Source organism: Dorea ammoniilytica, from assembly GCF_025567415.1.
Taxonomy (GTDB): Bacteria; Bacillota; Clostridia; order Lachnospirales; family Lachnospiraceae; genus Claveliimonas; species Claveliimonas ammoniilytica.
Window position 1 is genome coordinate 53,128 of record NZ_JAOQJV010000003.1, and the last position, 17,850, is coordinate 70,977.

Below are 17,850 nucleotides of genomic sequence, written 5' to 3' on the forward strand. Positions count from 1 at the left end.
CTTATTCTACCTTGATAAAGTGTAAAAAATTCTCATTATAAATCTTATCCAACATCTTGTTATCCAGTCCCAGTCCATGCATGGTGCGGTCTGTTGCACTGATATAGTAGCCGTCTGGTCTCAGCGGATAGTCACCCTTAGTCTCCAGAAATTCCGTGATCAGCCGTATTCTTGACCGGCTTTCTTCCATAGATAACAGCTTCGGTTCTTCTGCTACCAGTACCCTGGCTCCGATATCAGATCCGTAGCAGATCCTGTCCTGATATTTTTCAAAAAATCGGGTTGCATGCTCTCTGTCCTCCGACAGGTTATAGAACAGTTCACTTCCCGGTGTAATATCAATCCTTACATTCTCAAATTGATCCAATAACTCTGATAATCTCGGTAACTGCCTGGACATAAAATAAAAATGCGGGAATAAGATACGAAGCTTTGGATGCCGCTCCAATACGTTCTGCATTTGCCGGTATTGATCTTCATTATTCACATAGGTCTCATCGTAAAACCAACCCGCCTTCTTCGCAAATTCTGTTACCTGCGACGCATCCCAGAATTCTTCCGGATCATTCACATGCATATACACCGGTATCTGCTCCTGTTCCAGATATGCCCAGTAATCCTCCCACACCGACTGATCAAAATCCGGAATTGGATAATATTTGCGAATATTTGGCTTACCTTCTAACATCTTGATTCCTGTACAGCCCTTTGTCATAAGATTTCGCGCTTCCGACACAAGTGCTGTCTTAAGTTCATCTTCAGGCAGTCGGTATAGTTCTCTTCTGATTCCTCCAAATATATAGACCGGCATCGGACACTGTTCCCGATAACGGAATGCATCATCCAGTGTCTCACGTCCCGCACTGTCCGGAATGCATTGCAATGCGATTCCGTCATAATGATATTCTTCCACAATCTGGTTTAACCGGTCTGCTCCCATGTATTCTATATAATGAATATGTCCGTCTATCATAAACCACGACCTCCTGTCACACTTTAAACTTCTATTCTAACTCTTCTAACCATGCCATTTTAGCAAGTAATATTGCGGAAATTGGCATCACAAGCACACACGCAATCGCTCCGAAAAACATAGATACGCAATTCTGAAACAAAATTTTCGAATTCAACAGCAGCTCCATTGAGTACTTTTGCATCTTCAGATATGAAAAAAGAAGTAATGATTCACCAAGATATGCAAAAAGTAACGTATTCACCGTCGTTCCAATCACTTCACTACCAATATGCATGCCACTTTTAATCATTTCTGTAATCGTAATATCCGGTTTATGGTTCTTCACCTCATATACAGATACCGTAACTGTAAGAGACATATCCAGTACCGCTCCCAATGTACTTAATATGATGATAGATGCCATAACATTTTTCATGCTAATACCTAAATTTACATTGTAATAATAAAGCACATCTTCTCCTACCGCCTGTATCTCATTCAGACCTCCAATTTCCGTTCTCCACACAACACCATAAATAAAAACAAATAACACGCTCATTGTGACCACAACAGCAACAAATGCACTCCACGTTTTTATATTCGAACCATTTTGGTAAAATAAGGTAATACAAGAAACGGCTCCACTCGCTCCGATTGTAACCAACAGTGAAGGTACACCAATTGCCATAAGAAAAATGCTCAAGCTAAGAAGCAGGAGATTACCACATAGAGCAATCAATGATATCGCACCTCTCTCGCCTCCAACAATTATAACAGAAAACAATAAAATCAAACCAAGTATACCTATCATGATTTTCTCCTTTTTTTCACAGACAGTTTCATAAAAATGGCTGTAATAAATATCGAAACCGGGATCGTCCATACAATTCCTATACTTTCAACCAAAAAGCGACACAACTCACAGGGAATATACAATTTAACAATCGTTACAAACCGGATATCATTATTCATTCGAATCAGAAAAGTGGGAATCAAACCACTGCCAAATACAAATAGCAACACATTAATCATCGTCCCCATAATATCATAGCCTATTTTTCTTCCTGATTTAAAAAGTTCAAGAAATGTGACATCCGGTTTCTGTTTTACGATTTCACCTAACGCCGCTGCTATAGCGACGGCAACATCCATAATGGCACCCAATCCGGATAACAATATTTCCGCATGGAACATATCATCCGGATTATCAATGCTTCCCAGATATTCCATCGTTGAGTAATCCAGTTCCTGTACATGTCTGATAACCAAATCAAACATCCCCATGATCAATACAAGCACACATAAGGTTGACAACAATGCCGCCCACGTCTTCTTATTCACGCCATTCAAACCAACTAATGTCACTATGGCAAATAGAATAACGATTTTATTACAGATTGCCACCACATTTGATGTATTATCTGCTTTCAGGAAAAACACCGCAAATATCATAATATTGATTCCAACTGTTATTATCGTTAATATCCCTTTTCGTCCTGCCGCTTCCACAAGTACGAAAATCAAAATTCCCAACAGCATTACAAGCTCTGTATCCCGTTTTACTCCCTTGATTCCAGAACCACTTACAAATACTTTATCTCCTTTGTGATATTTCTGCTTTAACATTTCTGTATATGTATACTCATTGGAAAAATGCACTGTTTTTCCCTTTTTTTCACCATTTAAAATAATCCCCTGCATCTTTTGGCTATATTTCTTCTCTGCTGTTCCCCGGGTGCTTTTTCCTTCTACTTCTCTGGTTGTCTCAACTTTCGTCAACTTTGCAATTGGAGTAGTATACAGCCAGGTATCATTCATTATAAAAACAATCGCTACCAAATACAAAATGCCAAATATATAATATTTCTTCTTCATATCCGCTCCTCATATAGCTTTTTCTTGAAAACAGTCCTTATTTTATCACAACAATTACTTTTGTCAACTAAATGTGAAAACCATTTTCAATTTCACTTTTATTATTTTTCCATTGACGCGAATACGATTTCGGACTATAATTTACAGTATTTACGCCAGGGATTATCTTCATATTCGGAGGATTTATAATTATGAACATCCAATTGTCGGAACATTTCACTTATCGCAAATTATTACGCTTTGTATTGCCATCCATCGTAATGATGATCTTTACATCCATTTACAGCGTTGTGGATGGTCTGTTTGTATCCAACTTTGTTGGGAAAAGTGCCTTTGCGGCAATCAATCTGATGATGCCGTTTCTTATGGGTATCAGTGCGCTTGGATTCATGATCGGTACCGGAGGCAGTGCTCTCGTTGCGAAAACTCTTGGAGAAGGTAAAAAAGAAAAAGCCAATGAATATTTTTCCATGCTGGTCTATATTACACTGGCCGGCGGGCTGATCATCGCCATACTCAGTGCATTTGCAATGCGTCCTGTCGCAATTATCCTTGGAGCCCGCGGTGAGCTACTGAAAAACTGTGTTCTGTACGGAAGAATTCTCTGCATCTCACTGACCTGTTTCATGCTGCAGAATGTATTCCAGAGCTTCTTTGTAGCTGCCGAAAAGCCGCACCTCGGTCTGCGCGTTGTTGTAATTGCCGGTGTTACCAACATGCTTCTGGATTTTCTGTTCGTAGCCGTGTTGCATTGGGGACTTGCAGGTGCCGCGATTGCTACTGTCTGTGGCGAATTGATCGGAGGTATCTTTCCGATTTTCTACTTTGGGCACAAAAATTCCAGCCTGCTGAAGCTTGGAAAAACACATTTTTACCCAAAAGTTTTATTAAAGACCTGTACCAATGGTTCTTCCGAGCTTATGACTAACCTGTCAAGTTCGCTAGTCAACTCGCTGTATAATCTACAGCTTATGAAATTCGCAGGTGAGGACGGCGTTGCTGCCTATGGTACGATCATGTATGTTAATTTCATCTTCGCCGCCATTTATTTTGGTTACTCTATCGGAAGTGCACCGTTGGTCAGCTATCATCACGGTGCTGCAAACCACGATGAATTGAAGAATCTGTTCCACAAAAGTGTCCGTCTGATCAGCACCTGGGCAATATCGCTATTTGTACTGGCTCAGCTGATCGCATCACCACTGGCATCCCTGTTCGTTGGCTATGATCCGGCACTCTTCGAGTTGACACGCATGGGATTCCGAATCTACTGCTTTGCTTTCCTGATCAACGGATTTAACATCTACGGTTCTGCGTTCTTTACCGCATTGAACAATGGTCTGCTATCCGCATTAATCTCTTTCCTGCGGACACTGGTATTCCAGATGGCAGCCATTCTGATTCTGCCGCTGATCTTTGGCATCAACGGAATCTGGTATTCCATTACCGTTGCGGAACTGCTGACACTGTGCGTTACTGTGACATTTATTGTGCGGAAGAGAAATACGTATCATTATTTTTAACTTTATTTTTGTGTTATACTGAATTACTATCTACTTACTGGAATATAGGAAAAATTATTGTGGAGCACGAACAAGGAAACAACGATCGGGCAGATTACGGCAAGCAGACTTTAAAACAACTGTCAAAAGAATTAACAAAGGAAACTATCAGAAGCAGTTTTAAATGAATGGCACAAATCAGAGCCTCTATAACAACTATAATAAACGGAGCGTGGAAGCTAACAATAGCTGCCACGCCCCGTTTTCTCATGCATTCTGCAATAAGCAGCAGGTTTTATTTTTCGTGGATTTGTTTGCCACTCATATGTTCAATCGTAATCTCATAGAGCTGTACTGCTTTGATATCCGCTGCTATCTCGGCATCTATTTCTTCTTTTGTTGGATAATATTTTTCAGCAAGCTCCCGTACCTTTGCCTCTGTAATCCCACTATCTTCAATCAGATGGCATCTGCCAAATATAACCACACTCTGCAGATACGGTGCCCAGTCACCTTCTTCATGCTTTTCATTTCCATAGACTGTAAAACATACTTTATCATCCTTTTTCAGCGCATCTACTTTGTGTCCCGCTTTCGCTCCATGAAAATAAATCTTTTCACTCTCCGGTTCATAAAAATAATTAATCGGAAATGCAAATGGATACCCGTCATCCCCATTTACTGCCAGGACTGCCCGTTTTTCGTGTAACAGCAGTTTCTTTGCATCTTTCTCTGAAATCATACGTTTCTTTCTTCTGATTGGTCTGAACATTTTAATTTTCTCCCTTCGTTCATGTCGCATTTTCCACTGATTTCCCGTCATATAATTTGTATGTTCCACTCGTACTTCATTTAACAACGGTACCGGCACTTCGTCACAGGTATGATGATATAAAAATCCAAGCTTTTCCTGTACCCTTTTAGACTTTTCATTCCCATCATAATATCTGCACCAGATTGTTGTCATTCCGAGGTCTTCAAATCCACGATGGATCAGTTCTTCCGCCGCCTCAGGTATATAACCTCTACCCCAGAATGGCTTTCCAAGCCAGTATCCAAGCTCACACTCTTTGTCCTGCTCTGTCATATCTGTACTGCCATTCAGTTTCAATTCAATCGCACCGATTGCCCGATCGGTTCCCTTTTCGCAGACTGCATAGCACTCTTTTCCCTGAAATACATTTTGTATTACTTCACGGCTTTCCGCAATATTCTGATGCACCGGCCATCCTGCACTTGGTCCGATATCCGGATCTTTTGCGTATTCATAAAGGCTCTCTGCATCAGTCTCTTTCCACGGACGAAGAATCAGTCTCTCAGTAGTTAATATCATAAGCTTCCCCCTTTTATTTTGCACAGGTTGTCTCACTGCTCTGCCCAGTGTAATCAAATTTCCCGTCATTCTTCTCTTCCAGTGCTTTGATCATATGATAGGTATATTCGTTATACGGCGTCGGAATGCCAAGTTCTTGTCCCATGCGCATGAGTGCTCCTGAAAACATATCAATCTCCGTATGGCGGCCGGCATCCAGATCCTGCAACGTAGAATATCTGGCTGTCGGTGGTACGGCACTTCCATGGTTAGATGATGTATCTGCTTTACTCAGATCAATCCCTTTCGCTTCCGCAACCGCTTCCAGTTCTCTACGAAGTCCTGTACTAATGGCTCTCATGTGTACACTGTCCTGGTAACATCCTACTCCCGCTCCCAAAACTGCCTGAGGCAGATTGTTAGAAACATTTAACCGGAACTTGCTCCAGATTTCAGCCTCTATATCTTCCGTAATACGGTAACGCATTCCTGCATTTTCAAATAACTCTTCTATCGCCCGCACCCGTGCGCTATAATATGGTGCTTCAAGTTCACCAAATATAATCCCAATCGTAGTTTCCGGATTAAAACAGTAACCGGTTCCTTCTTTGTGAGATGCTATTTTAATCAGCGATGGTAATACATGCGACGCGCCGATTTCTGCCGCGATCAGTTCCTCGCTGTCTATTCCGTTCATAAGACTCATTACAGTCGTATGCTCTCCCACACTTCTTCGCAAACTGTCAAGAGCTCCCGGCAATGCACCATATTTCAATGCTACAATAATTAAATCTACACCCTTGGCTTCTTCCGGTGTCCATACTTCCGGATGATAGGTTTCCTGATTGATCATACAACCATTCCGCGTCAGACGCTCCGCGCGTTCTCCTTCTGCGATCACGCCAAGTTTGATATCCTTACATTTTGAAACACCCCAGATTATATAAGCTCCAACTGCCCCTGCTCCGAGTACTGCAACTGATCTGATTTTCATCTTTCTGTACCTCCGTAATCTAACCGACACATTTCACGGTATTATATCCCATACTTTTCAAGATTAACTTTCCCATCAATCACTTCGACTCCATCCGCTTCCAGCAATTCTTTCTGTACATTGCCTCCGCCAAATGCAAATGCTCCGGCAAGTTCTCCTTTGGAATTCACCACCCGGAAGCATGGAATATGCTCAGGATCCGGATTCTTATGAAGCGCATTCCCCACCGCTCTTGACATCCGAGGATTGCCTGCCATCTCTGCAATCTTCCCATATGTCGCAACATGGCCTTGGGGAATCCGTTTGACCGCTTCGTATATCCGTTTTGTCGGACTGTCCGTGACCAGATCATAGCTCTCTGATATCATTCTCTGAATCTCTTTATCCGGTATCGTACCATCCAGAATAATGGTATTCCAATGCTCCTTATTCTGATGATATCCTGCGATCACAGCATCATATGTATTCCGCCAGAAGTCTCTCCATTCCGGATCAACTTTCACATTCAGATTTGTATAACCTTCGCGCTCATAAATCCATAAAAAAGCTTTTTTGCTTCCCTTAACTCTCACCAATTGCCAATTCGGATCACGAAACGGTCTTTCTTCATATACATTTGGAAATGACATACCAAATTCCAGTGCTTCCTCTCTTGTCATCATAGTCTGTTCTTCCTCATAACACTCAGACATGAAACACCTCTTTCGCAATCGTTTTACCGCTTGCTGTCTTCATAATCTTATCCATAAAATCACTGATATTCTGTTTACTATATCCACTTTCACAGGCATTCACAATATAATCTGCTTCTATCAGAATCTGATAATCGATTCCATCAATATCCGTGTATGTATGATGATGTCCTACCAGATATGCCACACGCTCAATCTGTTCTTTCGTCATGCCTGTATCTGACAGAAAATCTGTCACTAATGGGATTCCTTCTTCTTCCTGATACTTGCCATTGGTATTGCCATACTTTTCCCTGCATAACGGGCAGGCAATATCATGCGTAATCGCTGCCACTTCAAGAATATACTGCGTCTCTGGGTCTATCTGTTCCAGTTCGCCAATCATTTTTGCATACGACCACACATGCAAAAAATGATCAATATCATGTATATTTCCATTCGAAAAAGTTATCATTTTCTTCATAATCTCTGCAATTGTCATAATCTGTCACCTCAAATCCGATTTATACCCTTTTTCCCTACATAAGATATTTCCCCAGCATCTGATTCACGCAATCCTCGATCTGGTTCATGATCCTCTTACATTCCGCTCTCTCCATCCCAGCGGCGACGCCGACTGCCAGAATCTCTTTTTCTCCAGGATTGCGCCCATTTCCATCAACGGTAGTTGTATGTTCTCCGTAATAAGTATTACTATAAGTGAGATCATATGCCGGACTCAACCGCCAGCAATCCTCTGCTTCATGGTATAAATATGTGAAATTTTTAGAATGATCATCACGGTTATGCGCAAATACATTAAAGCACATCCTGCGGAACATATTTTTCACATCTTCTGGATGATCTCTGGTTAATATTTTCGTCAGCTTCATCAAACTATGGTAATCCAGACTCGGCTGTTCAAAATCTAATTCCAGAAGAGCAGCGGCAGTCAGCATATGGATTCGTTTTTGACCGCCGTTATCCATCACTCTGTCAAATCGTTTGGTTCCAAAATACCCCTCACATTTGTCCGATGGAAATAATCTGGTTTCGCTCATGGTAATGCCACATTGTCTGGCACAGCAGGAATAGTCATATTCCATCTTTCCTGCATTCCTTCCATCTACATGGGCTGAAAATTTAATAATCCATTCTTCCCCCTCAATGATTGTCATGATTTTCGGTCTGGCTCCGCCGCTGGTACCTCCCAGGCGGTATAATTCATCCAGTTTATCGGAATACTCTGTATTCAACAGTTTCTGACATTGCTCCGCAAGTTCATCCAGATTACTATGATCCTGTTTTTCCTGTATTTCCTTTTCTGGATAATAGGTAAGCGCCCCCATTCCTGCAGTTCCAACAATAGCCAACCGGTCCAAAGCCGTAAGTTTATCCGGATTTTGCCCATTGGCTCGCAACAGCCGGCTCAACAGCAATCTTCCCCAATTATCTGGCAAACTGTCTGCAAACACTCCAAAAAGTCCATCAAAATAGTCTTTGTTTGGAACAAAAACCTGATTTTTCATTGGAAGAGAAAATGGACTGATTGGGAATCCATACTCCAACCATTCTTCACTATATTGAAATGCCACTTTATGATCTGCGGTCATAGCCAGCGTTCCAACGAGCCTCCCATCGTAGAGAACCTGCAATGCATTATTTGGTTTCATTAATAACCTCCTGAATATTCTTATATGATACCTGCGTAAAAATACTCCTAAGTTCATCCGCAATATCCAAAGCCATGGCAATCTTGGTCAGGGAGATCAGAGAAATCTGTCCAGTCGCTTCAAATCTTTTGATGGAACCATAGCTTACGCCACTCATAGCAGATAGTTTCTCCTGGGAAATGGAACGTCGTTTTCTGATATTTCTTATCCTTTGTGCCAGCTTCTGATCCAACTCTTCCGCTGTTTCCCACAGCAATTGTTCCATGTGTTTTCACCTCTTTATCAGTAGATAATATTTTATCCAAAATCGCTTGATTTACACTGTTTTATACAATATTTTATCTATTATTATTTTATCATTTCTATTTTCGAATAGCAACAGATTAACTTTTCAAAGTAATATCTTTCCTTCTCCGAACTCTTTTTACCGTACTCAATTGCCTTCTCCGGACAGTAACTAATGCACGCCATACAATGTGTACATTTTCTGCCCCAGACCGGCTTACCATTTTCCAATGTGATATTATTTAACGGACATAGCTTTACACATTTTCCACATCCAATACAATCATCACTGACATGAAATGCTTTAGCTTTTACGCATAAAGGATAAAACAGCCTGTTTACAGGTCCGCTCATAACACGGTCATACAGATTATTGCGAGGTGCTGCAAATGCATGTCCGGTCACAATCTGTCTGCACACATTATCTATCACAGGTTCCGCATCCGATACGATCTGTCTTGCTTTCTCCGTTTCAGGTGTATGAAACAGCGCAATATAATTTTCAGGCATCACAATTTGTGCTGTTCCCATATAATCAAAGTCCTTTTCCTCACACAACAGCCGATTATATTTTGCCGCATTACCAATCTCAGCACCACAGCTCATTACAAACCACACCTGCCTGACACCTTGAAAATGTGTTTTTCTAATCCAATCCCGTACAAGCCATGGAATTCTCCATGCATATGTCGGTGTAACGACAACAAGACGGTCATTCACTTTTATAGTTCTTGTGTCACGTCTCTTAATCTTATCGTTTGCATCAATCAATTCATCACGAATATTATCTGCGATCCGATTCGCAATGTAACGGCTGTTTCCTGTTCCCGAAAAGTATATAATCATATCCTGCACCTCCTGCAATTCCAATTTTGTGCAATCAATATTTATAAAAATGGCAGCATAAATTCAAACAACTTATACTCTGTCCATCTCGTTTATAATATATTATAACACAAAAAACAGGTATGGTAACCAATTGTCACTAATTGCTTGTGTACCAAATGCATTTATGTTATACTCATATCGTATAATCGAAACGAAGGCAGGATGTTTTTCCACTTATCAGATGCCCTCTATTCTATAAAGGAGGGTGATGCCCTATGAACACAATGGAAGTTCTCACTTTATTGCTAGTAATTTTTGCGGCTCTATCTTACATAGATAATCATAATAATAAAAAGAAATGACATCCCCTACCGCTCAAAGTTAAGGATGTCATTCTTTTAATTCATTTTTAATCGAGGGCAAATCGGATTCACATCCGATTCACTTTCTGAGTAAATTATACATCAGGGTGCTTGGAGTTTCAAGTACCCTGTTCTTTTAATCCCAATTTATATATATAATTTATACTTCATACCCTTCTTTAAATCTGCGCATCATCTCATTCGTCAGGCTAAAGTTACCCGGTTGAAGCACAATCTCTTCTCTCTGTACCCACTCCGCATATTTTAACTCATGGCGGTCCATGGTAATGGTATCATCCCCATCTACTTCACAGTAGAACCCAAGGAGAAGGTCATTCGCAGTTCCCCACGGCTGCGACTTATAATAATGGATATTTTTGACCTTAATTCCGGCTTCTTCCATTACTTCACGCATAACCGTTTCTTCTGCCGTTTCTCCAATCTCTGTAAAACCGGCAATCAGCGCATTATGTGCAAATCCGGTGCGATATTTGGTAAGTAATAATTTATCTCCATTTTTCACACCCACGATAACCGCCGGCATAATTCTTGGATACGCTATATATCCACAAGACGGACAGCTCATTGCACGTTCCTTATCATGAGGCACCATCTTCGTGCCGCATCTTCCGCAAAAGCAGGTATCTCTGTACCAATCTGACAGATGCTTCGCTGTCGTAACTGCAAAGACTTCCTCACAAGGACCCTTGCTTTCTTTACGTATACTTCTTTCCTCAATGTATGAATATCCCTCTGGTATCGAATCTTCCGAAAGTTCTTCATTCCACAGAAAATATTCTCTGTCGTCCACTTTAAAAAGATAGGTATATTCTAATTCCTCCGGCAGTTCCTTTTTCAGAGGAACTGCTACGATGCCGTTATCAAACTGCTCTGTGTGAACCAGTACTTTCCCATTAGAAATATTTAAAATAGGACTGCTTTCCTGCACTCTGGCAGACGGATTGTATTCATTGTGTAATTTGTGTGGATAAATGTCCTGTATCATTGGTATCTTAATTCCTTTCATTTTTTGTATTCTACTCAAATGATGTCTACGGATTGTTTCGCGTTTCATGCTCCCACAATCCTGACATCAATTATATACCAATTTAATCATTTAAAAAACCCTTGACACTGCATATCTGTTCGCTTATTATATAGATGACCAATATATAGATTATCGATATATTAATGGGAGGTGAATCAATTGGCTATTGAAAAATCATTAGTTTCAGGAAGTATGACAATGCTTATTTTAAAATTATTATCCGAAAAGGATATGTACGGCTACGAAATGATCGACACTCTACGTCAGAAATCACAGAATGTATTTGAAATGAAAGCCGGCACTTTATACCCGCTTCTTCACAGTCTGGAAGATAAAGGACTACTCACCGTATACGAACAGGCAGCTGGTGGGAAGACGAGAAAATATTATTCACTTACCAAAGATGGTAAAGGACTTCTGGAAAAGAAAACCGCAGAATGGAAAGAATATGCAACCGCAGTTGAACATGTACTTGCATTGGAGGTATAACTTATGGATGAATATTTGAAGATAGTATTGGAACAGATCCGATGTAAAAAAGCCAGACCTTACATCCGTCAGGAACTGCAGGATCATATCGAAGATCAGATTGAAGCAAATATATCTGCTGGATTAAATCGCACTGATGCCGAAAAAGAAGCGGTAAAAGATATGGGTGATCCGGTTGAAGCCGGACTGTCTCTTGATCGGATCCATAAGCCTCAGATTGCATGGAAGCTGTTACTCATCATCTCTATGATCAGTGTCATCGGCATCCTGATCCATATGGCGATCGATCTGTATGTAACCGGAGACGGAACAGCTATGGCACCCAGATATGCATTCCATGTAATAACCGGAGTCGTAGTCATGATGATTTTATATTTTTTAGATTATACATTACTGGCAAGATTTTCTAAGATAATCGCAGCTATATTAATTGCCATGTGCTGCTCAACGCTGCTCTTCGGAAATGTAATAAATGGTATGCATTACTTTATTTCATCTGGATTATTTGGAGGCTTCCGTATTCCTATTCAGGCATTGATGCTACTCTACATTCCCATTTACGGAGGTATCCTTTATAAATACCGCGGAACCGGATATGCAGGACTTGTCAAGTCTCTTCTGTGGATGATCATTCCTGCCTGGCTGGTATTATATCTGCCATCTGTGATGACCGCCGGACTGATGTTAGTATCCATGCTCGTCATGCTGACCATTGCGGTTCGAAAGGGCTGGTTTCATGTACAGAAAGCATTATCACTCTGTACAATCTGGAGTATTTTCACAATCGCACCGGTCGTACTTATTCTGGTATTGTATTGGCAACAACGTTTTTCACCATACCAGATGGCACGTTTACAGGCAATGTTTTCCTCCGGCAGCGAAAACTATATACAGCTGATGCTGCAAGACTTCCTGTCATCCAGCAATTTCGTTGGAAATAACGGCATGAATATCGCAGAAGCTCTGCCTGGATTTTACTCCGATTATATCCTGACCTGTCTGACTTCAATGTACGGAATCCTGCCTGCGGTTCTGCTGTGCTGTATCTTAGCGGCATTAGTATTTGGCATTTTTAACACCGCTATCAGACAAAAGAATCAGTTAGGTATGCTGATGGGATGTGGCTGCGGCATGGTATTTCTCATGAGCCTTCTAATCAATGTATTGGAAAATATCGGTATCTTTCCACCAACGGTGACATTCCTGCCGTTCATATCTTCCGGTGGAAGTTATATCATAACATGCTATGGACTGCTCGGTATCGTGCTCAGTGTCTATCGATATAAAAATGTATACCCGGCGCATATAAAAGTAAAAATATTAAATAGTTAAACTTCTTCACAACAGACGAGACCTCCCGGCACTGTCAGGAGGTCTCTATTCATATGATTATAATCCGAACTGTTCCAGATATTTTTCAACTGATCTGCTCATTTCTTTGGAAAAATCAGAGTTATATTTACGATTACAAAATGCATTACACCACTCTTCATATGTACGGTTTTTACATTTGTATGCAAACATTTCACGTAATTCTTCTCCGTCCATATCGCGGTATGTATTCTCATGCACGATATGCTTCTGTTCACACCGTTCCGGCTTCGGACGCTGCTTCTGCTGTTCCGTCGGCCATCCCAATACCAACATTGCTGCCGGAAATACATAATCAGGAAGACATAGCAATCTCCGCTGTTCTTCACAGTTTTCCATAATATCACCGATATAGCAGGATCCTAATCCAAAACTCTCTGCTGCAACTACCGCATTTTGCGCTGCGATTACTGTATCCGTTACCGCAAGCATCAGATCCCCGACGCCTGGTTTTCTCGGCTCACATCCTGCTTCCAGGTATGCATCATACCATTTTTTACAATCAGCACAGAACACTAATACCATCGGTGCTTTTGCAATAAACGGCTGATGGTCGCAGCTTTCCGATAACGCTTCTTTTAATTTCTGATCCGTAATATCAAGAATTGTATATAATTGCTGACATCCCGCTGTCGGTGCCTGCGATGCTGCTTTCAGGATCAGCTTCTTCATTTCTTCCGGAATCTCCCTGTCCTCATAGGCTCTCATAGACTTTCTCTGATACAGACTCTCCATAATCTCATTCATTTTTACTTTACGCCTCCTTGCACACATCTACCCATCCTTTTGCTCCGGCAATCTGTTCTAATTCATCTACAGATAATCTAACCGCACTATGGTCATCTCCTGCTGCCGGATAAACCGTCTCAAACTGACGCAAACTCTCATCCAGATAAACTTCCACGCCATCCCGGATTCCAAACGGACATACACCGCCCGGCACATGTCCGATCCACTGCTCTACCTCTTCAAACGGAATCATTTTCGCCTTCATGTGAAATGCATCCTTATATTTGCGATTATCGATCCTCGCTGTTCCTTCTGTCAGAATCAGTACCGCCTGTCCATCCTGCAGAAATGACATGGTCTTCGCTATCATCCCCGGCTCCACGCCCAACGCTTCTGCTGCCTCTGCCACAGTTGCAGTAGACTCTTTTAACCTGATCACGCGGTCAAGCATTCCTTTATGTTCCAGATATCTTTCAGCTTTTTCTAACGACATTGTTCCTTCCCCTCTATCATAATGTATTTCTTATCATGAAACCAGCATGCCCGCCAGCCTACGCCGAGTGCACCTTCAATGTCCGTCAACTTTCCATCGTCAACCATCAGTGCTTCTTCTTTTTTCACTCTATACCATCTGTGTCCCCACTTCAATCAAATTACCATCTAAATCATAAAAACGGATCACTTTTTGTCCCCAGCTATTCTCCATAAGACGGTTCACGTATTGGATAGACGGATATAGCTTTTCTAGTTTTTCTGCAAATGCTTCAATATCCCGCTCTTCAAAATACAGTTCACATGCATTACTCTTTGGAATGATATCTTTTTCTATAAATCTGCTCCAGATCTGTTCATCCTGAAGCACCAGTCCTTCCGTCAAGATCACATTGCCGTCATTATCAAGTACCACATCCAAACCAAACAGATCATGGTAAAATCGTTTCGACTGTTCAATATCCTTAACCACGATCAAAATGTTCTTCAACTTCATAGTCCGCATCCTTTCCATCCCACTCTGCCATGAACTCATCCACGTATGCTCTCATGAATTCTTCTCGTTTCTCAGCGATTTTCTTTCCGGTATTCGTATTCATCATATCCTTCAACAAAAATAACTTCTCATAAAAATGATCGACTGAGATGGTAACGTACCCCTGATATTCTTCTTTAACCATCCCAATCTTCGAAACAATCTCCCTATCCGCATTTTCCTGCTCTGCGATTGCTCTGGCCACACGATACACTTGCAATGAATGAAAATAATCATGCCCACTGAAATCATTTTGGAAAATATTCTTTATATAATTAACCGCTTCCGCAATCATATGCTCCCTGCTATCCCCTTTATATCTTGCCAATCAGCACCACAATTCCCGCTATCAAAAACGCAACAAACAGATACAGCACCATTTGCAAGGTCAACATAAACGTCTCTCCTTGCACTTTTTTATTTCATACCCATTATAACATCCTATCAAAAATTCCGCCTTCAAAATAAATATCCTTACCTTCACTGTCTTGATAAAAAGAAATCTGTTCCGTGCCTGTTAATTTGAATTCCAGACTTTCAAGCAATCTGACAGAGGGTACATTCTTCAACGCTGTTCTCGCAACGATTCTTTTCACTCCCAGTTTTTTCATGTAATCCAGAATTGCCGTGATACTTTCTCTTGCATAGCCCTTTCCATGAACCTTATCAAGAAATCCATAGCCTATCTCATAACCATCGCCTTCAATATTCAACGAAACATAACCTATCACTTCATTTCCAAGACACACGGTAAAAAATATATGTTCAATTCCGCTTTGGGTAAACTGTGTCCACTTGGCAATTCTCTGCTTTACACTCTCTGAATTCGTCTCTTTATAATTATCATAGATAACATATTCCGACTGTTTAAAATCCAGCCAGATAGACTGAATACTTTTCCAATCATTTTCTTCGATATAGCGGATAGTCAAACGCTCTGTATTCATTTGTATGCTTCTCAAAATTTACATCCCTCCCACTTTTTCCTCTGCTTTTCTCAAATAGCCTCCCCTATTATTCCGTTCCCATCTTCTAATTGCACTGCCTGTCTTATCTATTGTATCTTCAGCCATAATTTCTATTGTAGGCTCGATAGAAATGTAATACCCCATAGCTCTTTCAATAACATTAGGTACAATTAGAAAACCATATTATAGATTATAATATATCGAAATCATATCATTTTCTCCCACTTAAAGTACAGATCTTTTAAGCTGCTCTCTTCATTCCTCGCAACTCTTCTTGTTAATGTCACTAATATTGAACTAGCAAGAAATACAATCCTTTTATAAAGCCTGTTACAATGTGTTCCTTTACATTAATTGCATACCTTACTAAGACAATACACATTCATAGCAGTTTACATCTAATCTTTGTTTCCCATATATTTATCCGGATGTCTGTCCATCCATACCAGTACGATCACGCAAACGATAATAGACAAAATTGATCCCGCCGGGGCTGCACATCCCATCGGAAATAACGTATCCGGGAAATGTGTTGCAGCATAATACGACAACGGAATTCTTGCACAGATAATGGATATCGAATTGTGGATAAATGATACGATTGACAATCCATATGCATAAAAATATCCGCTCAGACAAAAATGCACGCCTGCAAATACACAATCCCACGCATAGCTTCTCAGGCACTGTCCTCCAAGAATCTGCACTAATCCGTCACTGCTAAATAATCCAACCATTGGAACGGATACAAACTGTACGATCGTTGCTGCGAGCAGCCCATACCCGACCGTCATGCCAAGTACATATTTAAGCGTAAGACGCGCCCGGTCATGTTTGCCGGCTCCGATGTTCTGTGATGCCAGTGCCGATATCGTTGACAGCATCGTCGATGGAACCAGAAACAGAATTCCAATAATCTTCTCCACAATACCCACAGCTGCCGCATCATTTAATCCACGCTGATTGGCAAATATGGTAATTATAATAAAGGATATCTGTATAAATCCATCCTGCAATGCAACCGGAACACCGACTTTTAAAATATTCTTCATCGTGTATGCTTTTGGCCGGAAATCGGATTTGACCATTTTAATTCCGGTTCCTCTTTTCACAATCACACTTAATGCGATGATTACGCTTATCGCCTGTGCGATTGTCGTTCCGAGCGCTGCTCCGGCTGCATCCAGCCCCATCGCACCAATAAACAAATAATCCAGTCCTATATTCGCCACGCAGGCTATCGCAATAAAATACATCGGGCTTTTCGAATCTCCGATCCCCCGAAAAATCGCACTGATGATATTATGTGCTGTAATAAATGGAATCCCGATAAAGCAAATAGTCAGATATCGAATCGTTCCTTCTACCGCCTCAGCCGGAGTAGACATTACACTGACAATCGGTCTTACTGCTGCAATTAACACAACCATCAATACGAGAGCAATTCCCATGAACATGGTCACTGTATTTCCAATTGCTTCCGATGCCTTCTTACAATCCTTTGCACCGATGCAGCGTCCGATCATAACGGTTGCTCACATTGCCAACCCGACAAGCACAACTGTCAGCATATGCATGATCTGGCTTCCAATCGACACTGCAGTCGTACTGCTGACGCGGCCAAATTGTCCGACAATAAATAAATCTGCCATACCGTATAGCGTCTGTAAAAAATACGATAACAGATATGGCAGTGAAAAATATACAACTGTTTTAAATACATTTCCTGTTGTTAAGTCTCTCTCCATGTTACAAATACCT

General features: G+C 41.1%; 21 protein-coding genes and 1 pseudogene. 4 read left to right on the forward strand and 18 right to left on the reverse strand.

Features of this window, described 5'->3' with window-relative positions; genetic code table 11:
• Position 1: 1 nt before the first annotated feature.
• The 3 genes from OCV65_RS03865 to OCV65_RS03875 are packed head-to-tail and all read right to left on the reverse strand — an operon-like array spanning position 2 to position 2,830.
• A complete protein-coding gene (locus tag OCV65_RS03865) occupies positions 2-973 on the reverse strand; it encodes an amidohydrolase (RefSeq protein ID WP_262581019.1) in 972 nt (323 codons plus the stop codon).
• A gap of 31 nt (positions 974-1,004) precedes the next feature.
• Complete coding sequence (locus OCV65_RS03870) at positions 1,005-1,766, reverse strand: YibE/F family protein (protein ID WP_262581020.1); 762 nt, start codon at positions 1,764-1,766, stop codon at positions 1,005-1,007.
• Positions 1,763-2,830: a YibE/F family protein gene (locus OCV65_RS03875; RefSeq protein ID WP_262581021.1), complete on the reverse strand. Its 1,068-nt coding sequence runs from the start codon at positions 2,828-2,830 to the stop codon at positions 1,763-1,765. The genes OCV65_RS03870 and OCV65_RS03875 overlap by 4 nt, the downstream gene beginning before the upstream one ends.
• 191 nt (positions 2,831-3,021) lie before the next feature.
• Here OCV65_RS03875 and OCV65_RS03880 point away from each other — a divergent pair, with 191 nt between their 5' ends.
• Positions 3,022-4,353, forward strand: a complete 1,332-nt coding sequence (locus tag OCV65_RS03880) for an MATE family efflux transporter (protein ID WP_262581022.1) — start codon at positions 3,022-3,024, stop codon at positions 4,351-4,353.
• Positions 4,299-4,520: a DUF1016 N-terminal domain-containing protein gene (locus OCV65_RS13490; protein WP_330666874.1), complete on the forward strand. Its 222-nt coding sequence runs from the start codon at positions 4,299-4,301 to the stop codon at positions 4,518-4,520. The genes OCV65_RS03880 and OCV65_RS13490 overlap by 55 nt, the downstream gene beginning before the upstream one ends.
• Positions 4,521-4,627: 107 nt before the next feature.
• Here OCV65_RS13490 and OCV65_RS13310 read toward each other — a convergent pair whose 3' ends face one another.
• The 8 genes from OCV65_RS13310 to nudC all read right to left on the reverse strand — a co-directional run bounded on the left by OCV65_RS13310 (position 4,628) and on the right by nudC (position 11,532).
• The gene (locus OCV65_RS13310) at positions 4,628-5,665 is read right to left on the reverse strand and encodes a GNAT family N-acetyltransferase (RefSeq protein ID WP_317258775.1); all 1,038 of its coding nucleotides are present in this window, start codon (positions 5,663-5,665) and stop codon (positions 4,628-4,630) included.
• Between the two features lie 13 nt (positions 5,666-5,678).
• The gene (locus OCV65_RS03900) at positions 5,679-6,638 is read right to left on the reverse strand and encodes a ketopantoate reductase family protein (protein ID WP_262581023.1); all 960 of its coding nucleotides are present in this window, start codon (positions 6,636-6,638) and stop codon (positions 5,679-5,681) included.
• A gap of 41 nt (positions 6,639-6,679) precedes the next feature.
• Positions 6,680-7,300 carry a methylated-DNA--[protein]-cysteine S-methyltransferase gene (locus OCV65_RS03905; RefSeq protein ID WP_262581092.1) on the reverse strand — a complete coding sequence of 207 codons (621 nt, stop codon included), beginning with the start codon at positions 7,298-7,300 and terminating at the stop codon, positions 6,680-6,682.
• 22 nt (positions 7,301-7,322) lie between these two features.
• Positions 7,323-7,811, reverse strand: coding sequence for an HD domain-containing protein (locus OCV65_RS03910; RefSeq protein WP_330666876.1), 489 nt, complete (start codon positions 7,809-7,811; stop codon positions 7,323-7,325).
• A gap of 37 nt (positions 7,812-7,848) precedes the next feature.
• The gene (locus tag OCV65_RS03915; RefSeq protein WP_262581025.1) at positions 7,849-8,982 is read right to left on the reverse strand and encodes a type II toxin-antitoxin system HipA family toxin; all 1,134 of its coding nucleotides are present in this window, start codon (positions 8,980-8,982) and stop codon (positions 7,849-7,851) included.
• On the reverse strand, positions 8,969-9,247 hold the full coding sequence (locus tag OCV65_RS03920) for a helix-turn-helix domain-containing protein (RefSeq protein WP_262581026.1): 279 nt from the start codon (positions 9,245-9,247) through the stop codon (positions 8,969-8,971). Before OCV65_RS03920 ends, OCV65_RS03915 begins: the two co-directional genes overlap by 14 nt.
• Before the next feature lie 83 nt (positions 9,248-9,330).
• The gene (locus tag OCV65_RS03925; protein ID WP_262581027.1) at positions 9,331-10,113 is read right to left on the reverse strand and encodes an EFR1 family ferrodoxin; all 783 of its coding nucleotides are present in this window, start codon (positions 10,111-10,113) and stop codon (positions 9,331-9,333) included.
• 504 nt (positions 10,114-10,617) lie between these two features.
• On the reverse strand, positions 10,618-11,532 hold the full coding sequence (gene nudC / locus OCV65_RS03930) for an NAD(+) diphosphatase (protein ID WP_317258777.1): 915 nt from the start codon (positions 11,530-11,532) through the stop codon (positions 10,618-10,620).
• A 132-nt stretch (positions 11,533-11,664) separates the two neighbouring features.
• Between nudC and OCV65_RS03935 the strand changes: the two genes are divergently transcribed.
• Together OCV65_RS03935 and OCV65_RS03940 are read left to right on the forward strand one after the other, a co-directional pair.
• Positions 11,665-11,994 carry a PadR family transcriptional regulator gene (locus tag OCV65_RS03935; RefSeq protein ID WP_334307819.1) on the forward strand — a complete coding sequence of 110 codons (330 nt, stop codon included), beginning with the start codon at positions 11,665-11,667 and terminating at the stop codon, positions 11,992-11,994.
• Between the two features lie 3 nt (positions 11,995-11,997).
• Complete coding sequence (locus OCV65_RS03940) at positions 11,998-13,326, forward strand: FtsW/RodA/SpoVE family cell cycle protein (protein WP_262581029.1); 1,329 nt, start codon at positions 11,998-12,000, stop codon at positions 13,324-13,326.
• Between the two features lie 57 nt (positions 13,327-13,383).
• Here the strand turns inward: OCV65_RS03940 and OCV65_RS03945 are convergent, their stop codons facing one another.
• The 7 genes and pseudogenes from OCV65_RS03945 to OCV65_RS03975 form a co-directional block, all read right to left on the reverse strand.
• The gene (locus OCV65_RS03945) at positions 13,384-14,112 is read right to left on the reverse strand and encodes a nitroreductase family protein (protein WP_262581030.1); all 729 of its coding nucleotides are present in this window, start codon (positions 14,110-14,112) and stop codon (positions 13,384-13,386) included.
• Between the two features lie 7 nt (positions 14,113-14,119).
• The gene (locus OCV65_RS03950) at positions 14,120-14,587 is read right to left on the reverse strand and encodes a YbaK/EbsC family protein (RefSeq protein ID WP_262581032.1); all 468 of its coding nucleotides are present in this window, start codon (positions 14,585-14,587) and stop codon (positions 14,120-14,122) included.
• Positions 14,578-14,715 (reverse strand): HAD family hydrolase, encoded by a 138-nt coding sequence (locus OCV65_RS03955; protein WP_262581033.1) that lies wholly within the window; start codon positions 14,713-14,715, stop codon positions 14,578-14,580. The genes OCV65_RS03950 and OCV65_RS03955 overlap by 10 nt, the downstream gene beginning before the upstream one ends.
• A 1-nt stretch (position 14,716) precedes the next feature.
• Positions 14,717-15,082 (reverse strand): VOC family protein, encoded by a 366-nt coding sequence (locus tag OCV65_RS03960; protein ID WP_262581034.1) that lies wholly within the window; start codon positions 15,080-15,082, stop codon positions 14,717-14,719.
• Positions 15,051-15,416, reverse strand: coding sequence for an HD domain-containing protein (locus OCV65_RS03965; protein WP_262581035.1), 366 nt, complete (start codon positions 15,414-15,416; stop codon positions 15,051-15,053). The genes OCV65_RS03960 and OCV65_RS03965 overlap by 32 nt, the downstream gene beginning before the upstream one ends.
• 136 nt (positions 15,417-15,552) lie before the next feature.
• Positions 15,553-16,083: a GNAT family N-acetyltransferase gene (locus OCV65_RS03970; RefSeq protein WP_262581036.1), complete on the reverse strand. Its 531-nt coding sequence runs from the start codon at positions 16,081-16,083 to the stop codon at positions 15,553-15,555.
• A 404-nt stretch (positions 16,084-16,487) separates the two neighbouring features.
• A pseudogene (locus OCV65_RS03975) lies at positions 16,488-17,837 on the reverse strand (MATE family efflux transporter).
• Positions 17,838-17,850: the final 13 nt, after the last annotated feature.